This is a genomic window from Micromonospora sp. 4G55 (assembly GCF_016803375.1).
In genome coordinates, this window is the sequence record NZ_JAEVHN010000045.1 from 1 (window position 1) to 20,319 (window position 20,319).

Consider the following 20,319-nt stretch of genomic DNA (forward strand, 5'->3'; position numbering starts at 1 on the left):
GTGAGCGGGCGGATTCCGCCGGCCGGTGGCGGGTCGGCGCGCGACCTGGGGGAGATGGCATGAGTCGGCCGGGCTTCGGCGGTGGTGGGGATCTGCCGGCGGTGTTCCCGGACTGGTCGCCCTACCAGGACCTCGAATCGGCGGCGCGGGCCTACCTTCGGGACCCGGACATCGCCCTGGAGGCGCTCGGTGGGGTGCTGCGCGGCGCGTCCGTGCTCGGTTTCACCCTGGAACGCTTCGTCAACGAGGTCAACGGGGTGTGGCAGGAGGTCGTCGTCTGCGACGGCAGCCGCCTGGTGCTCTGGCACGGCGAGGACGTGCGCCGGGGGAGGGGCCGCCCGGGTCGATGACCTCGTCGCTGCGGGTGGTGCCGGTCTCCACCGTCACCGAGGTCGGCTGCCGGCGGCGGCTGACCCGCGCCGACAGCGGCGAGGTCCGGGTCGACAGCATCGACGTCTACCTGCTGCTGACCTCGCTGGACGAGGCGCCGCCCGGCGACGAGATGGTGGGGGCGCCCCGGCACGACGCGCTGCGCTTCGGCAAGACGCTCGACGACGGCGGAGCCGGCCAGATCGCCCGGCTGGAGGAGTTCGCCCGGCTGGTCGCCTCCGTGGTGGGCCGCCCGGTGCGCTCTGAGGGCCCGACCGACGCACGCGGGGCCGCGGACGACGATGTCGTCCGCGGCCCCGCAACGTCTGTGCCCGCTCGGGCGGGTCAGTCCTCCTCGGCCTCCGGGCCGGCCACCTCGACGCCGTCGCTGCCGCGCACGACGTGGATGCAATCGCCGGGGCACTCCTTCGCCGAGTCGATCACTTCCAGGCGCAGGTGCTCCGGCACGTCGACCCGGCTGCCGGGGGCCAGTCGCAGCTCGCCGTCGGGGCCCTTGACGTACGCCAGGCCGTCGACGTCGAACTCGAAGACCTCCGGCGCGTACTGCACGCAGAGCCCGTCGCCCGTGCAGAGATCCTGGTCCACCCAGACCTGAAGCTGGTCCGTCACGACCTCCGCCACGATGCACCCCCCATGTTCTCCCGTCCCACGCCCCGACGGTACCCGAACGCCCGTACCCGCCCCGGAGGCGGCCCTTGGCGATCAAGGTTCGGTGACGAGGGCGTTGCGTAGGACCGAATCGCGCTCATAGCGGCTAGTGTTAGGGCAGAACGTTCAAGCCCCCCGGGGAGGTGGGACGTGGCACGCAGCGACGACGCGGACTCGCGCGCCGCACGGTGGGAGAAGGAAGCCCACGATCTCTCCACGCAGGTCGCGTTCCTGCAAGAGGAACTCGCTCTGGTGCGGCGCAAGTTGACCGAAAGCCCCCGACACGTCCGGCAGCTCGAAGAGCGGCTGGCGGCCACCCAGGCACAGTTGGCGCGGCTGACCGAGAACAACGACCGGCTCGTGAGCACCCTCAAGGAGGCTCGCGCGCAGATCGTGACGCTCAAGGAGGAGATCGACCGGCTGGCGCAGCCACCGAGTGGCTACGGCGTCTTCCTCGCGCGGCACGACGACGGCACGGTGGACATCTTCACCGGCGGACGCAAGCTCCGGGTCGCCGTCTCACCCTCGCTGGACGCCGCCGACCTGCGGCGTGGCCAGGAGGTCCTGCTCAACGACGCGCTCAACATCGTCGACGCGTTCGGCTACGAGCGGGTCGGCGAGGTGGTGATGCTCAAGGAGATCCTCACGGGTCCCGACGGCAGCACCGGCGACCGCGCGCTGGTGGTCTCGCACTCCGACGAGGAGCGCATCGTGCACCTCGCGGAGACCCTGATCGGCTCGCCGATCCGGGCCGGCGACTCGCTCATGATCGAGCCCCGCTCGGCGTACGCGTACGAGCGGATCCCAAAGAGCGAGGTCGAGGAACTGGTCCTGGAGGAGGTGCCCGACGTCGACTACGGCGACATCGGTGGCCTCCACTCGCAGATCGAGCAGATCCGCGACGCGGTGGAGCTGCCCTTCCTGCACGCCGACCTGTTCCGCGAGCACCAGCTCCGGCCGCCGAAGGGCATCCTGCTCTACGGGCCGCCCGGCTGCGGCAAGACGCTGATCGCCAAGGCGGTGGCCAACTCGCTGGCCAAGAAGATCGCCGAGCGCCGGGGTGAGGAGAAGCACACCAGCTTCTTCCTCAACATCAAGGGCCCGGAGCTGCTCAACAAGTATGTCGGCGAGACCGAGCGGCACATCCGGCTGATCTTCCAGCGGGCCCGGGAGAAGGCCGGCGAGGGCACTCCCGTCATCGTCTTCTTCGACGAGATGGACTCCGTCTTCCGTACCCGCGGCTCCGGCGTCTCCTCCGACGTCGAGAACACCATCGTCCCGCAGCTGCTCAGCGAGATCGACGGTGTGGAGGGGCTGGAGAACGTCATCGTGATCGGCGCCTCCAACCGGGAGGACATGATCGACCCGGCCATCCTGCGCCCCGGCCGGCTCGACGTGAAGATCAAGATCGAGCGTCCCGACGCCGAGGCGGCCAAGGACATCTTCTCCAAGTACATCCTCTCCGGGCTGCCCCTGCACCCGGACGACCTCGCCGAGCACGGCGGTGACCCGCAGGCCACCGTGGCGGCCATGATCGACGCGGTCGTGCTCCGGATGTACTCCGAGACCGAGGAGAACCGCTTCCTCGAGGTGACCTACGCCAACGGCGACAAGGAAGTCCTCTACTTCAAGGACTTCAACTCCGGCGCCATGATCCAAAACATCGTCGACCGCGGCAAGAAGATGGCCATCAAGGAGTTCCTCACCTCCGGACGCAAGGGCCTGCGCCTGCAGCACCTGCTCGACGCCTGCGTCGACGAGTTCCGCGAGAACGAGGACCTGCCCAACACCACCAACCCGGACGACTGGGCCCGGATCTCCGGCAAGAAGGGCGAGCGGATCGTCTACATCCGCACGCTCGTCTCCGGCGGCAAGGGCGCCGAGGCCGGCCGGTCCATCGAGACCGCCAGCAACACCGGCCAGTACCTCTGACCGAACGACGAAAAAGCCCCGCAGCCCACGCCGCGGGGCTTTTTCGCATGTCACGACACGTTCACCTGGGCGATGCGTCCCCGAGGGGTGGAATGCCGGACTCGTCGGTAGACTTCGCGCACCGCCGTCGACCGTCCGAGGAGCTTTGTGTCGTCCGAGCTCACCGTCGTCGACCCGCCGCCCACCACGGCGATCGAGGACGCAGACCCGCCCGCCCCGACCCGGCGCCCCTGGCGGCGAATGCCGGTGGTGCTCGCGGCACTCGTGGCGGCCTGGGCCGTACCCGTCGCCACGCACGCCCTGCCTTGCGACTGGCTGCTGCCCCCGCTGGTGCTGCTCGCCGCCGCGAGCGTGCTGCGCGGCGGCCGTACCCTGCTCGACCGGCTGGTGCTCGCGCTCGCCCTGCTGCTCGGCGCGGCCACCGCGGGCGGACTGCTCTTCGCCGTCTGGCCCTGGGGCATGCGGCCCGTGCCGATGACCGGCCTCGCCCTCACCATGGTCGTCCTCGCCGCCGCCGCGCTGCGCCGCCGCCCCCGGCTGCCGCGTCCCGGCTGGGTCGACCTGTTCCCCGTCGCCGGCACCGCCGCGCTGCTGAGCTATCTGTCCGCGCCCTGGCAGCGCGCCACCGACCTCGCCGACCAGCTGACCATCCTCGCCCGCGGCGAGGACAACCTGCGGCACCTGGCCCTCTTCGACGTCGTCGGCCGCCTCGGCGGCTACGCCTTCGTCGACCCCGCCGCCGCCAAGGACCAGATCATCTCCCAACTGCTCTACTACCCGCAGGGCTGGCACCTGGTCACCGCCCTGCTCGACGGCTTCCTCACCCCCGCGAGCGCCGCGCCCCGCGGCCCGGCCGCCGTCGACCACTACGCCGGCTGGCTCATGGCCAGCTTCGGACTCCTCGTGCTGGTGCTGCTCTGGGCCGCGCACCGCATCGCCGGCCCCGTCCACCCGCTGCACCGCATCGTGCTCACCGTCGTCGTCGGCGCCCTGATCCTCGGCACCCAACTGCCCCGCCTGCTCGTCTCCGGCTACCCGACCGAGATCCTCGGGCTCGCCCTCACCGTGCTGCTCGCCGCGCTGGTCGGCCGGCCGCTCGCCGCGCCCGCGAACAGGTCGTCCTGCTCGCCGCGCTGCTCGTCGCCATCGGCTTCACCTACTACCTGTTCCTCCCGCCCGCCGCCGTGCTGGTGCTCTGCTGGGTGCTCGGCCACCGGCGGGAGGCGCTGCGCCGCTGGCCCACCGTGCTCGCCGTCGGCCTGCTCACCGCCCCCCTCGCCCTGATCGCCCCGCTGCTCGGCGTGCTCCGCGCCAAGCAGACCGAGGCGCTGGCCATCAACGGCGGCATCGAGGCCCGCACCGAAGCCTGGCGCGCTCTCATCTGGCTGGGCGGCATCGTCGGGGTGGCCCTGCTCGTCCAGGTCCGCCGCGCCGATCCCACCTGGCGGCGCTGGCTGCTCGTCGCCGCCATCGGCGTCGCCCTGCCGCTGGGCATCGCGCAGTACAACACCACCTCCGGCGTCGAGCCCGGCTACTACTTCATCAAGTCCACCCACCTGGCCACCGCGCTGCTCGTCGTCGCGCCGCCGCCGTGGTCCGGCTGCTGCCCGTACCCCGGCCCGCCCAGTCGGCGCGCGGCATCGCGTCCACCGTCGCCGGCGTGCTCACCGGGATCGTCGTCATGGCCGTCGCCGTGACGCTCTGCGGCGTCACCGGCTGGCACCCCAGCCTGCTCGTCGCCAACGAGCGGACCTGGACGCAGCGGTGGGTGCACCAGGACCTGCACCTGCCGTCCAAAGAGGCCTGGGTCTGCGCCGCCGCCGTGCAGGGCTACCCCGACCTGCCCGACACCACCACCATCGTCCTCGACCGCGGTCCCTACCGGGGCTACGTCGAGACCCTCTGCGTCGACGCCCTGCACGGCACCACCGCGCGCACCGAACCCGGCGTATACAACCTGGACTTTCTCGAACCCGAACGCACCGACCAGATCGTCCGGCGGGTCTCCGGGCCGATCCGCTTCATCACCGCCGACCCCCGCGCCGAACGCCGGGTCCAGCGGCTGATCAGGAAGGACCCGTCGCTGCGCCACCGGATCAGCTTCGTCCCCCTCACCGTTCCCGAGTGCGACGTGCTCCCCTCCGAGCCGCCCCCCGTGCCCGGCGCCCCGCCCGCGACACCCGAGCCGCCTGTGCCGGCGTGCCCCTCTACGCCCTGAGGCGGACTACGCTCGACGTGACGGGGGACCGGGTCGGGCGAGCGAAGCGGGTAGGTCGATGAGCGTAAGACGGATCATGGGCACCGAGGTCGAGTACGGGATCTCCGTGCCCGGCCAGGCCGGAGCCAACCCGATGGTCACCTCCTCCCAGGTGGTCAACGCCTACGGAGCGCGCCCCGAACTCAACCGTGGTGGCCGGGCGCGTTGGGACTACGAGGAGGAGTCGCCATTGCGCGACGCCCGCGGCTTCACCTACTCCGGAGCCGCGTACGACCCCGCCGAGGCGCTCGCCGACGAGGACCTCGGCCTGGCCAACGTGATACTCACCAACGGCGCGCGGCTCTACGTCGACCACGCCCACCCCGAGTACTCCACCCCCGAGGTGACCAACCCGCTGGACCTGGTCCGCTGGGACAAGGCGGGGGAGCGGGTGATGGCCGAGGCCGCCCGCCGCGCCGCCACCATCCCGGGCACCCACCCGATCCACCTCTACAAGAACAACACCGACAACAAGGGCGCCAGCTACGGCGCGCACGAGAACTACCTCATGCGCCGACAGACCCCGTTCGCCGACATCGTGGCGTACCTGACGCCGTTCTTCGTCACCCGGCAGATCGTCTGCGGCGCCGGCCGGGTCGGCATCGGCCAGGACGGCGGCCAGAGCGGCTTCCAGATCTCCCAGCGGGCCGACTTCTTCGAGGTCGAGGTCGGCCTGGAGACCACCCTCAAGCGGCCCATCATCAACACCCGGGACGAGCCGCATGCCGACGCCGACAAGTACCGGCGGCTGCACGTCATCATCGGCGACGCCAACCTCTCGGAGATCTCCACCTACCTCAAGCTCGGCACCACCGCGCTGATCCTCACCATGATCGAGGAGAAGGCGCTCGGCGCCGACCTGGGCATCGCCGACCCGGTCAGCGAACTGCGCGCCGTCAGCCACGACCCGTCGCTGAAGCACCTGATGCGGATGCGCGACGGCCGCCGGCTGACCGCCCTCGACGTCCAGTGGGCCTACCTGGAGCGGGTCCGGTCCTTTGTCGACGACCGGTACGGCGACGACGTCGACGAGCAGACCACCGACGTGCTGGACCGGTGGGAGAGCGTGCTGGACCGGCTCGGCCGCGACGCGTTCCTCTGCGCCGACGAGCTGGACTGGGTGGCCAAGCTGCGGCTGCTGGAGGGCTACCGGGAGCGGGAGAAGCTCGGCTGGGGCTCGCACAAGCTCCAACTGGTCGACCTGCAGTACTCCGACGTGCGCCCGGAGAAGGGCCTCTACCACCGGCTGGTGTCCCGTGGGTCGATGAAGACACTGCTCGACGACGAGCAGACCCGCACCGCGATGGTCCAGCCGCCGGAGGACACCCGCGCCTACTTCCGGGGCCGCTGCCTCGCCCAGTACGCCTCCGAGGTGGTCGCCGCCAGCTGGGACTCGGTGATCTTCGACGTCGGCCGGGAATCGCTGGTCCGGGTACCGATGATGGAGCCGGAACGGGGCACCCGCGCGCACGTCGGCGCGCTGTTCGACCGGTGCGCGAGCGCCAAGGACCTGCTGGAGACGCTCACCGGCGGCTGACCGACCGCCGACGTACGCCCGTCGGGTGCCGCGAGCCGGCGCGCGGCGGGCTTTTCGTCGCTCGGGCGAGGTAAGTTCATCGCAGACGATCGTGGAGGAGGCAGCCATGGCCACTCGTGACAGCGGCGGGCAGTCGCAGTCGGACAAGGCCCGTCAGGGCGAGGAGATCGAGGACGTCACCACCGAGGCGAACCCGGAGGTCGCCGAGCGGCACGCCGAGATCACCGAGGACGTCGACGACCTGCTCGACGAGATCGACTCCGTCCTCGAGGAGAACGCCGAGGAATTTGTCCGAGGATACGTACAAAAGGGCGGTCAGTAGACATATCGGGTTAAATCGGACATGCCGGCTCCGTTGAGTGATCGGGACGGGCGACGCCGATGCCGCGACTGCGGGGAATGGAAGCTGCTCGACGAGTTCTGTTCGAGCAGTAAGCGTCCCAGCGGTCGCGGCAGCTACTGCAAGCCGTGCTTCAACGAGCGGTCGAAGGCCAGCTACGCCAAGCGGGTGAGGGACGAGCGCGGCCGGGAGGTGGAGGCTGCTCGGGAAGTCCGGGAAGGGCACCGCTTCTGCGCCGACTGTGGAACCGTCAAGCCCGTGGCCGACTTCCCCCGCAACCGCTCCGACAGCACCGGCTACGCCACCTACTGCAAGCCGTGTCACAACGCCCGCACGCGGGAGACCAAGCTGCGTCTCTACGGTGGGAATCGCGGGTACCACCTGCGCCGTCGCTACGGCGTGGGGCAGCGGGAGTTCGACGAGCTCCTCGCCGAACAGGGCGGCGTCTGCGCGATCTCTGGCGGCACCGACCCGCAACACCTGGACCACGATCATCGCACCGGATGGGTGCGCGGGATACTCTGCTTCAACTGCAACGGTGGTCTTGGCCAGTTCCGTGACAGTCCCACGAGGCTGGCCAGGGCGATCACGTACCTGAGAGGAACCACGTGGCAGCGGGCTTTGATCCATCCGGGCGTCTACCAGATGTGTTCACCAACGCGGGGACGTCCTCCTTCACCTCGTTCCTGAGCAGGGTGGCCCCCGAGATGCTGCCCGGCCGACGGCCGCTGCCGCCGGGCATGGCCGCCGACATGGCGCCGCACGCGACGACCATCGTGGCCATCTCGGGCGCCGGTGGCGTGGTGATGGCCGGCGACCGGCGGGCCACCATGGGCAACCTGATCGCCCAGCGCGACATCGAGAAGGTGCACCCGGCCGACGCGTACTCGCTGGTCGGCATCGCGGGCACGGCCGGCATCGGCATCGAGCTGATGCGACTGTTCCAGGTGGAGCTGGAGCACTACGAGAAGATCGAGGGCGCGATGCTCTCGCTCGACGGCAAGGCCAACCGGCTCGCCTCGATGATCCGCGGCAACCTGGGCGCGGCCATGCAGGGCCTCGCGGTCGTGCCGCTCTTCGCCGGCTTCGACCTGGCCGCGAAGGACCCGGCGACGGCCGGCCGGATCTTCAGCTTCGACGTCACCGGCGGCCCCTACGAGGAGACCGGCTACGACGCGATCGGCTCGGGCTCGCTCTTCGCCAAGTCCGCCCTGAAGAAGCGCTTCCGCGCCGGGATCTCCCTGGACGACGCGGTCCGGCTCGCCGTCGAGGCGCTCTACGACGCCGCGGACGACGACACCGCCACCGGCGGCCCGGACCTGACCCGGCGGATCTACCCGGTGGTGATGACGGCGACGGCCGACGGCACCCACCGGCTCACCGACGCCGAGACGGCGGCGATCGCCGAGGCGGTCGTGGCCGCGCGGATGGAGAACCCGGGCGGCTGAGGCCCGCTCCCACCTCACAGTCAGCAGTCGTCAGCACAGCGCCCGAAGGAGAACCGCCGCCGTGGCCATGCAGTTCTACGCCTCGCCCGAGCAGATCATGCGCGACCGCTCCGAGCTGGCCCGTAAGGGCGTCGCCCGGGGTCGCAGCGCGGTGGTCCTGAGCTATGAGGGCGGGGTGCTCTTCGTCGCGGAGAACCTCTCCAGCGCCCTGCACAAGGTCAGCGAGATCTACGACCGGATCGGCTTCGCCGCGGTCGGCCGTTACAACGAGTTCGAGAACCTGCGCCGGGCCGGCGTGCGGATGGCCGACTTGAACGGCCTGAGCTACGACCGGCGTGACGTCACCGGCCGGGCGCTGGCGAACGCGTTCGCGCAGACGCTGGGCTCGATCTTCACCGAGCAGTCCAAGCCGTTCGAGGTGGAGATCTGCGTCGCGCAGGTGGGTGCCACCGCCGAGGACGACGAGCTGTACCGGATCACCTACGACGGTTCGGTCAACGACGAGCCGGGCCGGATGGCCATGGGCGGTCAGGCCGAGGCGATCACCGGGGTGCTGAAGGCGCAGCACCGGCCGGAGATGTCGTTGAGCGAGGCGGTGCGGGTGGCCGTACAGGCGCTGAGCAGCGTCGGCGGTGAGGGTGGGGCCGCCCGGACGATCGCCGCCAACCAACTGGAGGTGGCGGTCCTGGACCGGCGCCGGGTGGGGCGTAGCTTCCGGCGGGTCACCGGGGCGGCGCTGACCGCGCTGCTCGACGGGGACGCGGCGGGTGACGCCCCGCCGGTCGGCGGCCGGGCGAAGACGCCGACGGTGCCGACGGCGGAGGCGCACAAGCCGACCACCTCGGCCGCCTCGGCGGACCTGGAGGGTCAGCCGGAGGAGACGCCGGAGGCGTAGCGGTACGTGGTTCGCGGGGGTCGGGTGGCTCGCCCGGCCCCGCGGTGTGTCCGGGCCCGTGCGGGCCGCCGGGTGGGTGTTCGTGCTCCCCCATCGCGGCGGCACCGCGGTCCCGGTCCGGGTGCGCCGCGATTCTGTGCGTCGGTGGGGTCGGGTTCACGCCCGGGGGCGGCTGATGAGTCGGGAGAGCGCGATGACGCTTTCGGTGCCCCCGATGACGGGGGAGGCCCGCATCCGTTGGATGGCCTGTTCGAGGTGAGCGATGTCTTCGGCCTGTAGGTGGATCATCGCGTCGGCCGCGCCGGAGATCGTGCACGCCTCGATCACTTCGGGGATCTTCTCGAGCTCGCGCCGGAGCTCAGCCGGAGTCGGGTTGCCGGCACAGTGGATCTGCACGTACGCCTCGGTGCGCCAGGCCAGCGCCTGTGGGTCGATGACCGCGGTGAACCCGCGGATGGCGCCGGCGGCGACCAGGCGGTCGAGCCGTCGTTTGGCCGCCGACGGGGACAGCCCGGCCGCCTTGCCGATCTCGGCGTACGTGCTGCGTCCGTTCGCGACCACGCACCGGATCACCGCCTCGTCGATACGGTCCATGGCACCGGCCTCCGATCGTGATGCTGCGCCTCTGCGCAAATAATCGTCGGTGCCCGGTCATCTATGCAAAAGACCGTGGGTGGTCAGCAAGTTTTGGCGATTGTTTGCGCATCACCGCCTGGATAGATTCAGCGCCACATCGTCGTTGATCACGGAAGGGCGGGCGCACATGACCACCACGCTCACGGCCACGGAGGCCGACGCCCTGGCCGCGGTCGACGAAGCGGGCATCGCCCGTACGCTGCTGGAACTGCTGGCTGTCCCGAGCGTCACCGGCAGCGCCGCCGAGTCCGAGCTGCAGCACGTCCTGGCCCGGCGCCTGGACGCGCTGGGGCTTGAGGTCGATCTGTGGGCGATGGATCTGCCCGCGCTACGCGCGGATCCTGATTTTCCGGGTACCGAGGCGCCGCGGGATGAGGCGTGGGGGCTGGCCGCCGTCACCCCGGGCGGGGGCGACGGGCCGACTCTGGTCCTGCAGGGTCACGTGGACGTCGTGCCGCCCGGCGACGCAGCCCAGTGGCGCGGGGACCCGTTCGTCCCGACGGTCGTCGGGGACGTGGTCCATGCTCGGGGCGCCTGTGACATGAAGGCCGGGCTGGTCGCCAACCTCGCCGCGCTCGCCGCGATCCGCGCCAGCGGCGCCAGGCTGCGCGGCCGGATCGCGGCCCACTTCGCCGTCAGCGAGGAGGACGGCGGGCTCGGCGCGTTCGGCACGCTACGGCGCGGTCACACCGGCGACGCGTGCATCATCACCGAGCCGACCGGCGGCGCCCTGGTCACCGCCAACGCCGGCGCGTTGACCTTCCGGATCGAGGTGGCCGGCAAGGCGACCCACGCCAGCACCCGTGACGCGGGGATCAGCGCGATCGACGCGTACCTGCCGATCCACGCGGCGCTGGCCCGCTTGGAGGCGCGGCGCAACACCGCGCCCGACCCGCTGATGAGCGAATACGCCATCCCGTACGCCTTGTCGGTGGGCAGGCTCCGTTCGGGTGACTGGGCCAGTAGCGTGCCCGACCTGCTCGTGGCCGAGGGCAGGTTGGGGGTACGGCTGGACGAGGACCCGGCGCAGGCACGGGCCGCGCTCGAAGCCTGCGTCGCCGAGGCCGCCGCCGCCAACGCGTGGCTACGCGAGCATCCGCCCACCGTGACCTGGCCGGGGGGCCAGTTCGCCAGCGGCCGCCTGGCGCCCGGCAGCCCGCTGCGGGAGCTGGTACGCGACGCGCACGCCGACGCCGTCGGTGGCCCGCGACTGCTCGAACGCGGCGCGCCGTACGGAAGCGACCTCCGGCTGTACACCGGTGCCGGCGTGCCGACCCTGCACTTCGGGCCCGGCGACGTGCGCCTTGCGCACGGGCCACGCGAGCAGGTGCGGGTGAGCGAGATCGTCGCCGCGACCCGCGTGCTCGTGCTCGCGACGCTGCGCGCGGTGGGTGTCAGGTAGCAGACAGGGGGCTCGGGAACGACAGCCAGCCGGACCGTGTTCGAGGGCCCGCGATACGGCGGCGGCCGCCCGGCGTTGCCGGACGGCCGTTTCACCCGCGGTCGGTCAGCGCTTGCGCAGCAGTGGCTTGGCCAGGGCCCAGTAGCCGGCGGCGATGGCGTTGAAGATGCCCATGCCGGGGGGCGAGTCGACGTTCGACGGGGCGACCCGGGCGGTCATCAGCTCGGCGATGACCCCGTCGGGCACGATCCGCTCGTCCTGGAGCTGCCGGCGGCGCGACTTCAGCCAGGCCCGGTTGGTCCAGAGCCAGCCCCAGCCGCGGAACTTCTGCTTGACCCAGCCGCCGGCGAGCGCGGCGGCGAGCATGGCCGCCTCGGTGAGCAGCAGGACCGGGGCGAGCACCACCAGGGTCCGGGTCTCGTACGCGGTGAGCAGCGTGACGAGCCGGTTGCGCTCGACCAGGTAGAGCTTGAGGGCGTTGCGGGAGAACTCGTAGTGGTGCCGGACGACGGCGTCCGGGACGTACTCCTGCCGGAGCCCGCGCTGCCAGAGGCGCAGGCTGAGCTCGGTGTCCTCGTGGTAGGCGAAGTACTCGGCGGCGAAGCCGTCCAGCTCCCGCCACAGCTCCCGGTTGATGACGAAGCAGCAGCCGCTGAGCGACGGCACGGTGGTGCGGATGGCGTGGGCGCTGGCGGGCTCGCCGTTGCCGCCGGCCCAGGACAGCCCGGTGAAGTGCAGCGGGTTGCCGGAGGTGTTGATCAGCTCCGGGTTGTCGGCGAGGCGGATGGAGGCCATGGCGGCGCCCACGTCCGGCTCGCCGGCCACGGCGACGACCTTGGCCAGGGCGTCGGGGGTGACGATGGCGTCGCTGTTGACGAAGGCCAGCCACTCGCCGGTGGCCTCGGCGGCGCCGACGCGGCATCCGCCGGAGTAACCGGTGTTCTCCTCGGGGCGGGTCACCCGGACGCCGGGGAAGCCCTTGACGACGTCGATGCCGTCGCCGGTGCAGCCGTTGTCGACCACGACCAGGTCGATGTCGACGTCGGTGCTGTCCAGCACGGCCCGGGCGGCGTCGACCAGGTACGGCTCGGCGCCGTAGGCCAGCATCACCGCGGTCACCTGCGGGCGGGTCATCGGATGCCTCCGGATACTCCGGTCGCCACGGCGTCGTCGAGGGACCGGGTCGGGGTGTGGGTGGGGCGGGACTGGCGGCGCAGCAGCAGCGCCATGGCGACGGCCACCACGACGGAGCCGACGGTGTAGGCCAGCTCGACGCGGAGCGCCACCGACGCCGGGGTGAGGGTCACGGCGACCAGGGCGGCCACGCCGACGGTCCAGGCGAGGGCCTGCGCGCGGTGCCGGTCGAGGGCGAGCAGCGCCTGGCCGAGGACCATCGCCCACAGGTAGGCCAGGGTGGCCACGGCCAGCCAGGCGAAGTCGCCGTGGCCGAGCACGTCGGCGGCGTCGAACAGGGTGCCCACCAGCCAGGGGCCGAGGGCGATCGCGCCGATCGCGCCGAGGACGCCGAGCGCGGTGACGATGCCGAGCGCCCGGCGCAGCAGGCTGTGGAAGCCGCGCAGGTCGCCGGTGGTGGCCGAGGTGGCCAGGCCGGGCAGCAGCGACGCCTGCAGGGAGGCGAAGACGAACAGCGGGATGCGGACCAGCACCAGCGCGGAGAGCAGCGCTCCGGCGGTGGCGACGTCCGACGGGTCGAGCAGCCGTACGTTGATCACGCCGACGTTCACCACGACCTGGGAGAGCAGGCTGGAGACGGTGAGCAGGCCGAGGCCGCGCAGCAGCGCGCCCCAGGCGACCGGGACGCCGCCGCCGGCGGCCCGCAGCACCGGCGGCAGGGTCAGCAGCACGCCGGCCAGCGGGGCGATCACCAGCACCAGCCCGTACCACAGGGGTGAGGTGACGCCGGTGAGCCCGAGCACGGCCACCATGGCGATCCGCAGTCCGCCGTCGACGCCGAGCTGGGTGCCGTACCAGGGGAAGAGTTGCAGGCCGGAGAGGACGCCGCGGGTGGTGTAGGCGACGGCCATGGCGACGAGCGCGCCGATCAGCACGGTGACCATGGCGGCGTCGCCGGCGAAGAGCCGGTCGGTGAGCGGCCCGTGCGCGGCGAGGATCACCACGACCATGACGGCGAGCACCCCGGCGGCGAGGACGGCGCCCCGGGCCAGCACGGGACCGGGCGGCAGTCCCTGGCTGCGGCGGGCGGCGACGACCCGGGCGACCTCCTGCTCGACGGGCATGAACACGCCGATGCCGAGGGTGAAGACGATCGACCAGAGCACCGACAGGGAGGAGTAGTCGGCCTCGGTGAGGCTGTGCCCGGCCACCGCGAGGTGGACGTAGGAGGCCAGCCCGAGCAGGGCCAGCCCGGCACCCACGGCGAGGGTGCCGGGCGGGACGAGGTGGAGCAGCCGCCGGATCACCGGCGGATGAGCGCCAGCGTGAGTACCGCGAACGCGCGACCGAGGTAGATCATCGCCTTGGCGGGGGAGTGGCTGGGCGTGCCGGCCATCCGCTTGCGCATGGCCACCGGCACCTGCCGGATCTTGTAGCCGCGGCGGGCGGTGTGCACCAGCGTCTCGACGGTGTCGCCGAGGTACTCGGCCGGGTACCAGCCGGCGAACATCTCGATGACCCGCCGGTTGGCGGCGCGGAAGCCGGAGGTGGTGTCGGTGAGCTTGGTCTTGGCGACCTTGGAGAGCACGGCGGAGAGCATGACCATGGCCCAGCGGCGGGGGCCGCGGACGCTGTAGTCGCCCTCGCCGGCGAACCGGGCGCCGATCACCAGGTCGATGTTGTCGTCGAGCAGGTCGACCAGCTTCGGCACGTAGCGCGGGTCGTGCTGGCCGTCGGCGTCGATCTGGATGGCGACGTCGTAGTCGTTGTCCCGGGCGTACCGGTAGCCGAGCCGCATGGCCCCGCCGACGCCGAGGTTGTACGGCAGCTTGGCGACCCGCGCGCCGGCGGCGGCGGCCACCGCCGCGGTGCGGTCGGTGGAGCCGTCGTCGACCACCAGCACGTCGACGCCGGGCAGCTCGCCGCGGACCTCGCCGACGACGTCGGCGATCGAGCCGGACTCGTTGAGCGCGGGGATGATGATCAGGACGCGCTTGCCGTTAACCATCGTGGGACACCAGTTCGTCTCGGGCTGATTCGGTGCGGGCCGCGCGGTCGGCGTCGACCTGGGCGCGGAGCAGGGCGAAGTCTTCGGCCAGGGTGCGGGTCTCCTCCTCGAGGGCGCTGACCTCCCAGCTGAGGTGCACGCACACCAGCAGCAGGAAGACGATGCCGAGGAAGAGCACGAGGCTGACGCCGGAGACCACCCCGAAGAAGCCGGCCACGTTGTCGAGCAGGCGGGGGAAGAGCGACAGCGGAATGACGATCAGAAGGACGGCCAGCCAGAGCATGCCGTACTTCTCGCGGAGCTGCCGGCGACGCAGCAGCTCGACGATGGTGACCAGCAGGAGCAGGCCGGTCAGACCGGTGACCAGGGTGAGCTTCATGCGACCTTCCACGGGGCGGGTGGAGTGGGGGAGTCGAAGGCGTCGGACAGCGTGTCACGCCAGTCCGGCAGCGGCGGAAGACCTGCGGCCGCCCAGCGGTCGTGCCCTAGCACACTGTACGCCGGTCGGGCGGCCGGACGCGGAAACCGGTCGCTGGTGGTGGGTCGCACCCGCTCCGGGTCGAGACCGGCGAGGGTGAAGGTGGCGCGGGCCAGGCCGTACCAGGTGGTCCGGCCGGAGCAGGTGCCGTGGTAGACCCCGGCCGGGGCGCGGCCGGCCAGCGCCGCGTCGGCCAGCGCCACCAGCTGGGTGGCCAGCGCGTACGACCAGGTGGGCTGGCCCTGCTGGTCGTCGACGACGTCGAGCTGCTCGCGCTGCTCGGCGAGGCGGAGCATGGTGGCCACGAAGTTCGGCCCGTGCGCGCCGTAGAGCCACGCGGTACGGACGACGTAGCCGGTTTCCGGGAGGAATCGGGCCACGGCCCGCTCCCCGGCCAGCTTGCTGCGGCCGTACGCGTTGACCGGGTCGGTGGGCGCGTCCTCGGCGTACGGCTGCCCGGCGTCGCCGGGGAAGACGTAGTCGGTGGAGACGTGCAGCAGCCGCGCGCCGGTGGCGGCGCAGGCCCGCGCGAGGTGCGCGACCGCGTCGCCGTTGACCGCGGTGGCGGCCGCCTCGTGCTGCTCCGCGCCGTCGACGTCGGTCCACGCGGCGGTGTTGAACACCACGTCGTGGCCGGCGACGGCGGCGTCGACGGCCTCGGCGTCGGTGATGTCCAGCTCGGCGCGGGTGGCGGCGGTCACCTTCAGGTCCGGCCGGGTCGCGAGCACGGCCAGCAGGTCCCGGCCGAGCATCCCGCCCGCGCCGGTGACGAGCACTCGGCTCATGCGACCTTGGTCGCCTTCAGCGGCTCCCACCAGGCCCGGTTGTCCCGGTACCACTGCACCGTCTCGGCCAGGCCGCGGTCCAGGTCGATGCTCGGGGCGTACCCCAGCTCGGCGCTGATCTTGCTGATGTCCAGCGAGTAGCGGCGGTCGTGGCCCTTGCGGTCGGCGACCGGGACCACCCGGTCCCAGTCGGCGCCGCACGCCTCGAGCAGCCGGCCGGTGAGTTCCTTGTTGCTCAGCTCGGTGCCGCCGCCGATGTTGTAGACCTCGCCGGCGCGACCCTTCTGCTGCACCAGGGCGATGCCCCGGCAGTGGTCGTGCACGTGCAGCCAGTCGCGGACGTTGCCGCCGTCGCCGTAGAGCGGGACGGTGCCGCCGTCGAGCAGGTTGGTCACGAACAGCGGGATGACCTTCTCCGGGAACTGGTACGGCCCGTAGTTGTTGGAGCAGCGGGTGACCACCACGTCCATGCCGTGGGTGCGGTGGTAGGCCAGCGCGAGCAGGTCCGAGCCGGCCTTGGAGGCCGAGTACGGGGAGTTCGGGGCCAGCGGCCAGGTCTCCGTCCAGGAGCCCTCGTCGATCGAGCCGTACACCTCGTCGGTGGAGACGTGCACGAAACGGCCGGTGCCGTGCCGCAGCGCGGCGTCCAGCAGCGTCTGGGTGCCCAGCACGTTGGTGGTGACGAACGGCGCGGCGCCGGCGATCGAGCGGTCGACGTGCGATTCGGCGGCGAAGTGCACGATCACGTCGTGATCGGCGACGACCTGGTCGACCAGGGCCGGGTCGCAGATGTCGCCCTGCACGAAGCGCAGCCGCGCGTCCTCGCGCACCGGGGCGAGGTTGTTCAGGTTGCCCGAGTAGGTCAACTTGTCCAACACCGTCACCGCGGTGGGCTCGACGGCGGGCACCCCGGCAGCGTCGCCGCCGGGCACGCCCAGCAGCATCCGTACGTACTCCGACCCGATGAATCCGGCTCCGCCGGTGACGAGAATCCTCACGGGTCCGGAAGTGTACGCGAATCCTGGCGGACCCCGGGGGACGGCGACCCCGGTGTCCGGTTGACGCCGGTGCAGGTAGTCTCCCCGGGTGCGTGGAATCCTTCTCGCTGGTGGCACCGGATCCCGGCTCTGGCCGATCACCCGGGCGGTCTCCAAGCAGCTGATGCCGATCTTCGACAAGCCGATGGTCTACTACCCGCTGTCGACCCTGGTGATGTCCGGGGTGCGGGAGATCCTGGTGATCACGACGCCGGAGGACCAGTCCCAGTTCGAGCGGCTGCTCGGTGACGGCAGCCAGTGGGGCCTGCGGCTGGAGTACGTCACCCAGGCCCGCCCGGAGGGCATCGCGCAGGCGTTCGTGCTCGGCGCGGACTTCATCGGCGACGAGTCGGTGGCGCTGATCCTGGGCGACAACATCTTCCACGGCGCGGGCCTGGGCCGGCAGCTCGCCGCGCACGGCGACCCGGTCGGCGGGCGGGTGTTCGCGTACCCGGTGGCCAACCCGGAGGCGTACGGCGTGGTCGACTTCGACGACGAGGGCAAGGTGCTGTCGATCGAGGAGAAGCCGGAGAAGCCGAAGTCCCGGTACGCGGTGCCGGGCCTGTACTTCTACGACAACCGGGTGGTGGGCATCGCCCGCGACCTCAAGCCCAGCGCCCGGGGCGAGCTGGAGATCACCGCGGTCAACGAGGCGTACCGGGAGGCCGGGGAGCTGTCGGTGACCGTGCTGGACCGGGGCACCGCCTGGCTGGACACCGGCACCTTCGCCTCGATGATGCAGGCCGGCGAGTTCGTCCGGGTGATCGAGGAGCGCCAGGGCATGAAGATCGGCTGCGTCGAGGAGGTGGCCTGGCGGGCCGGCCTGATCGACGACGACCAGCTGCGCGCGCTGGCCGAGCCGCTGACCAAGAGCGGTTACGGCGACTACCTGCTCGGCCTGCTGGCGGAGAAGCACGGAGAGGTGGTACCCCGCTCGTGAAGATTCGGCAGCTGGGTATCGAGGGCGCCTGGGAGATCAGCCCGCAGCAGCACGGCGACCCGCGCGGGCTGTTCATGGAGTGGTACCGCTTCGACCGACTCGCCGAGGCGGTCGGGCATCCGCTGCGACTGGCCCAGGCCAACCTGTCGGTCTCCGCGCGCGGCGTGGTGCGCGGCATCCACTTCGCCGACGTGCCCCCGGGCCAGGCCAAGTACGTCACCTGCGTGCGCGGCGCGGTGCTGGACGTGATCGTGGACCTGCGGGTCGGCTCGCCGACGTTCGGCCGGTGGGAGGGCGTCCGGCTCGACGACGTCGACCGGCGCGCGGTCTACCTCAGCGAGGGGCTGGGGCACGGCTTCTGCGCGCTGACCGACGACGCGACGCTGAGCTACCTCTGCTCGACCACCTACAACCCGACGGGCGAGCACGCGGTGCACCCGCTCGACGCCGACCTGGCCATCGAGTGGCCGGCCGAGGCCCCGCAGCTCTCCGCCCGGGACGCCGCCGCGCCGACGCTGGCGCAGGCCCGCGAGTCCGGCCTGCTGCCCGAGTACGAGGCCTGCCGGGCGTTCACGGCGAGTCTGCGGCCGGACGGAATGTCGTACTCGGACGGTATGTGATCGACCGGAGAGCACGACCTGTGCGGTGACAGTGACGAACGGGGCCTCCGGGCGGCTAATGTCACAGCATGGAGCGGCGAATCTTCGGCCTCGAGACCGAGTACGGCGTCACCTGTACCTACCGCGGGCAGCGTCGGCTGTCCCCTGACGAGGTCGCCCGGTACCTCTTCCGCCGCGTCGTGTCGTGGGGCCGGTCCAGCAACGTGTTCCTGCGCAACGGTGCCCGGCTCTACCTGGACGTCGGCTCACACCCGGAGTACGCCACCCCGGAGTGCGACTCGGTGGTGGACCTGGTGGCCCACGACCGGGCCGGCGAGCGGATCCTGGAGGGGCTGCTCGTCGACGCCGAGAAGCGGCTGCACGACGAGGGCATCGCCGGTGAGATCTACCTGTTCAAGAACAACACCGACTCGGCCGGCAACTCGTACGGCTGCCACGAGAACTACCTGGTCTCCCGGCACGGGGAGTTCGGCCGGCTGGCCGACGTGCTCATCCCGTTCCTGGTGACCCGCCAGCTGATCTGCGGCGCCGGCAAGGTGCTGCAGACCCCGCGCGGGGCGGTGTACTGCCTGTCGCAGCGGGCGGAGCACATCTGGGAGGGCGTCTCCTCGGCGACCACCCGCAGCCGTCCGATCATCAACACCCGCGACGAGCCGCACGCGGACGCCGAGCGGTACCGCCGGCTGCACGTGATCGTCGGTGACTCGAACATGAACGAGGTCACCACGCTGCTCAAGGTGGGCAGCGCCGACATCGTGCTGCGGATGATCGAGGCCGGGGTGGTGATGCGCGACCTGACGCTGGAGAACCCGATCCGGGCCATCCGGGAGGTGTCGCACGACATCACCGGCCGGCGTAAGGTCCGGCTGGCCTCCGGCAAGGAGGTCAGCGCGCTGGAGATCCAGCAGGAATACCTGGCCAAGGCGACCGAGTTCGTCGAGCGCCGGGGCGGCGACCAGACCGCCAAGCGGGTGGTGGAGCTGTGGGGCCGGGTGCTCAGCGCGGTGGAGAGCGGCGACCTGGACCCGGTGGCCCGCGAGATCGACTGGGTGACCAAGCTGCGGCTGATCGAGCGCTACCAGCGCAAGCACGACCTGCCGCTGTCGCACCCCCGGGTGGCCCAGATGGACCTGGCCTACCACGACCTGCGTCGCGGCCGGGGCCTCTACGGGCTGCTGGAGCGGCGCGGGCAGGTCGACCGGGTGGCCACCGACCCGGAGATCTTCGAGGCGAAGGAGACCCCGCCGCAGACCACCCGGGCCCGGCTGCGCGGCGAGTTCATCCGGCACGCCCAGGAGAAGCGGCGCGACTTCACCGTCGACTGGGTGCACCTGAAGCTCAACGACCAGGCCCAGCGCACCGTGCTCTGCAAGGACCCGTTCCGGGCGTACGACGAGCGGGTGGAACGCCTGATCGCCAGCATGTGAGGACGTCGGCGCGGTGCCGGGCACCGGCCGCCGACGCACCGGTACGCTGGCGTCGCGATGAACACTTCCTCACCCTCCGACCGCGAACGCGGCACCGAGAAGCTCAACTGGATCGAGCGGCGCCGGGAGAAGATCCGCGCCGAGATCGAGCGCAACCGTCGCGGCGAGTACACCGTGCCGACCTGGGTGCTCGCGGTCGCGCTGATCGCCATCGTCGGCGGCTGGCTGGCACTGATCTTCCTCGTCGGCTGATCCCGCCCGGCGGTCAGGCCGCCAGGCGGGCCGCGTGCCGGCCGGCGGCGGCCGCCGCCAGGAAGTAGGCGTGATCGGCGTCCAGGCCCCGACCCATGGTGGACAGCGTCACCGGCAGGGCGCGCAGCGCCGCGTCCAGGCCGTCGGTCGGCA

At 71.6% G+C, this 20,319-nt stretch carries 23 protein-coding genes and 1 pseudogene; 15 read left to right on the forward strand and 9 right to left on the reverse strand.

Annotation, left to right across the window (positions count from 1 at the left end; translation table 11 throughout):
- Nucleotides 1-59: 59 nt before the first annotated feature.
- A pseudogene (locus tag JNW89_RS06560) lies at nt 60-628 on the forward strand (hypothetical protein); the annotation flags it as partial.
- A gap of 86 nt (nt 629-714) precedes the next feature.
- On the opposite strand, the gene JNW89_RS06565 reads toward JNW89_RS06560, so the two are convergent.
- The gene (locus tag JNW89_RS06565) at nt 715-1,011 is read right to left on the reverse strand and encodes a ferredoxin (protein WP_154937337.1); all 297 of its coding nucleotides are present in this window, start codon (nt 1,009-1,011) and stop codon (nt 715-717) included.
- Nucleotides 1,012-1,188: 177 nt separating this feature from the next.
- Between JNW89_RS06565 and arc the strand changes: the two genes are divergently transcribed.
- The 9 genes from arc (at nt 1,189) to prcA (ending at nt 9,447) form a co-directional block, all read left to right on the forward strand.
- Nucleotides 1,189-2,970 carry a proteasome ATPase gene (gene arc, locus JNW89_RS06570; protein WP_238448151.1) on the forward strand — a complete coding sequence of 594 codons (1,782 nt, stop codon included), beginning with the start codon at nt 1,189-1,191 and terminating at the stop codon, nt 2,968-2,970.
- Between the two features lie 147 nt (nt 2,971-3,117).
- On the forward strand, nt 3,118-4,254 hold the full coding sequence (locus JNW89_RS06575; protein ID WP_238448169.1) for a hypothetical protein: 1,137 nt from the start codon (nt 3,118-3,120) through the stop codon (nt 4,252-4,254).
- Nucleotides 4,173-4,667, forward strand: coding sequence for a hypothetical protein (locus tag JNW89_RS06580; protein ID WP_238448152.1), 495 nt, complete (start codon nt 4,173-4,175; stop codon nt 4,665-4,667). The genes JNW89_RS06575 and JNW89_RS06580 overlap by 82 nt, the downstream gene beginning before the upstream one ends.
- Complete coding sequence (locus tag JNW89_RS06585) at nt 4,631-5,188, forward strand: hypothetical protein (RefSeq protein WP_238448153.1); 558 nt, start codon at nt 4,631-4,633, stop codon at nt 5,186-5,188. The genes JNW89_RS06580 and JNW89_RS06585 overlap by 37 nt, the downstream gene beginning before the upstream one ends.
- 58 nt (nt 5,189-5,246) lie before the next feature.
- Nucleotides 5,247-6,764: a depupylase/deamidase Dop gene (dop, locus tag JNW89_RS06590; RefSeq protein WP_088962300.1), complete on the forward strand. Its 1,518-nt coding sequence runs from the start codon at nt 5,247-5,249 to the stop codon at nt 6,762-6,764.
- A 106-nt stretch (nt 6,765-6,870) separates the two neighbouring features.
- Nucleotides 6,871-7,086 carry a ubiquitin-like protein Pup gene (locus JNW89_RS06595; protein ID WP_238448154.1) on the forward strand — a complete coding sequence of 72 codons (216 nt, stop codon included), beginning with the start codon at nt 6,871-6,873 and terminating at the stop codon, nt 7,084-7,086.
- Between the two features lie 33 nt (nt 7,087-7,119).
- Entirely contained in the window at nt 7,120-7,794 is a 675-nt protein-coding gene (locus JNW89_RS06600; RefSeq protein WP_238448155.1) for an endonuclease VII domain-containing protein, read from the forward strand.
- On the forward strand, nt 7,713-8,552 hold the full coding sequence (prcB, locus tag JNW89_RS06605) for a proteasome subunit beta (protein WP_238448156.1): 840 nt from the start codon (nt 7,713-7,715) through the stop codon (nt 8,550-8,552). The genes JNW89_RS06600 and prcB overlap by 82 nt, the downstream gene beginning before the upstream one ends.
- 61 nt (nt 8,553-8,613) lie before the next feature.
- On the forward strand, nt 8,614-9,447 hold the full coding sequence (gene prcA / locus JNW89_RS06610) for a proteasome subunit alpha (RefSeq protein ID WP_238448157.1): 834 nt from the start codon (nt 8,614-8,616) through the stop codon (nt 9,445-9,447).
- A gap of 156 nt (nt 9,448-9,603) precedes the next feature.
- On the opposite strand, the gene JNW89_RS06615 is transcribed toward prcA, so the two are convergent.
- Nucleotides 9,604-10,041: an Lrp/AsnC family transcriptional regulator gene (locus tag JNW89_RS06615; protein WP_238448158.1), complete on the reverse strand. Its 438-nt coding sequence runs from the start codon at nt 10,039-10,041 to the stop codon at nt 9,604-9,606.
- Nucleotides 10,042-10,210: 169 nt separating this feature from the next.
- Here JNW89_RS06615 and JNW89_RS06620 point away from each other — a divergent pair, with 169 nt between their 5' ends.
- Entirely contained in the window at nt 10,211-11,485 is a 1,275-nt protein-coding gene (locus tag JNW89_RS06620) for an ArgE/DapE family deacylase (RefSeq protein ID WP_238448159.1), read from the forward strand.
- A gap of 105 nt (nt 11,486-11,590) precedes the next feature.
- Here the strand turns inward: JNW89_RS06620 and JNW89_RS06625 are convergent, their stop codons facing one another.
- Genes JNW89_RS06625 through rfbB form a run of 6 tightly spaced genes read right to left on the reverse strand, consistent with a single transcriptional unit; the run spans nt 11,591 to nt 16,888 of the window.
- Nucleotides 11,591-12,619, reverse strand: coding sequence for a glycosyltransferase family 2 protein (locus JNW89_RS06625; RefSeq protein ID WP_238448160.1), 1,029 nt, complete (start codon nt 12,617-12,619; stop codon nt 11,591-11,593).
- Nucleotides 12,616-13,926 (reverse strand): lipopolysaccharide biosynthesis protein, encoded by a 1,311-nt coding sequence (locus JNW89_RS06630; protein ID WP_238448161.1) that lies wholly within the window; start codon nt 13,924-13,926, stop codon nt 12,616-12,618. The genes JNW89_RS06625 and JNW89_RS06630 overlap by 4 nt, the downstream gene beginning before the upstream one ends.
- Nucleotides 13,923-14,627, reverse strand: coding sequence for a glycosyltransferase family 2 protein (locus tag JNW89_RS06635; RefSeq protein ID WP_238448162.1), 705 nt, complete (start codon nt 14,625-14,627; stop codon nt 13,923-13,925). Before JNW89_RS06635 ends, JNW89_RS06630 begins: the two co-directional genes overlap by 4 nt.
- Nucleotides 14,620-15,006, reverse strand: coding sequence for a DUF2304 domain-containing protein (locus tag JNW89_RS06640; protein ID WP_154937316.1), 387 nt, complete (start codon nt 15,004-15,006; stop codon nt 14,620-14,622). The genes JNW89_RS06635 and JNW89_RS06640 overlap by 8 nt, the downstream gene beginning before the upstream one ends.
- Nucleotides 15,003-15,890, reverse strand: a complete 888-nt coding sequence (rfbD, locus tag JNW89_RS06645) for a dTDP-4-dehydrorhamnose reductase (RefSeq protein ID WP_238448163.1) — start codon at nt 15,888-15,890, stop codon at nt 15,003-15,005. The genes JNW89_RS06640 and rfbD overlap by 4 nt, the downstream gene beginning before the upstream one ends.
- Nucleotides 15,887-16,888 carry a dTDP-glucose 4,6-dehydratase gene (gene rfbB / locus JNW89_RS06650; protein ID WP_238448164.1) on the reverse strand — a complete coding sequence of 334 codons (1,002 nt, stop codon included), beginning with the start codon at nt 16,886-16,888 and terminating at the stop codon, nt 15,887-15,889. Before rfbB ends, rfbD begins: the two co-directional genes overlap by 4 nt.
- 88 nt (nt 16,889-16,976) lie before the next feature.
- Here rfbB and rfbA point away from each other — a divergent pair, with 88 nt between their 5' ends.
- The 4 genes from rfbA to JNW89_RS06670 all read left to right on the forward strand — a co-directional run bounded on the left by rfbA (nt 16,977) and on the right by JNW89_RS06670 (nt 20,166).
- Entirely contained in the window at nt 16,977-17,867 is an 891-nt protein-coding gene (gene rfbA, locus JNW89_RS06655; RefSeq protein ID WP_238448165.1) for a glucose-1-phosphate thymidylyltransferase RfbA, read from the forward strand.
- Nucleotides 17,864-18,487, forward strand: coding sequence for a dTDP-4-dehydrorhamnose 3,5-epimerase family protein (locus JNW89_RS06660; RefSeq protein ID WP_088962290.1), 624 nt, complete (start codon nt 17,864-17,866; stop codon nt 18,485-18,487). The genes rfbA and JNW89_RS06660 overlap by 4 nt, the downstream gene beginning before the upstream one ends.
- A gap of 68 nt (nt 18,488-18,555) precedes the next feature.
- Nucleotides 18,556-19,914: a Pup--protein ligase gene (pafA, locus tag JNW89_RS06665; protein WP_238448166.1), complete on the forward strand. Its 1,359-nt coding sequence runs from the start codon at nt 18,556-18,558 to the stop codon at nt 19,912-19,914.
- 57 nt (nt 19,915-19,971) lie between these two features.
- The gene (locus JNW89_RS06670; protein ID WP_238448167.1) at nt 19,972-20,166 is read left to right on the forward strand and encodes a hypothetical protein; all 195 of its coding nucleotides are present in this window, start codon (nt 19,972-19,974) and stop codon (nt 20,164-20,166) included.
- 13 nt (nt 20,167-20,179) lie between these two features.
- Here the strand turns inward: JNW89_RS06670 and JNW89_RS06675 are convergent.
- Nucleotides 20,180-20,319, reverse strand: a 140-nt coding sequence (locus JNW89_RS06675) for a DUF3866 family protein (protein WP_238448168.1), incomplete at its 5' end; no start/stop codon positions are given.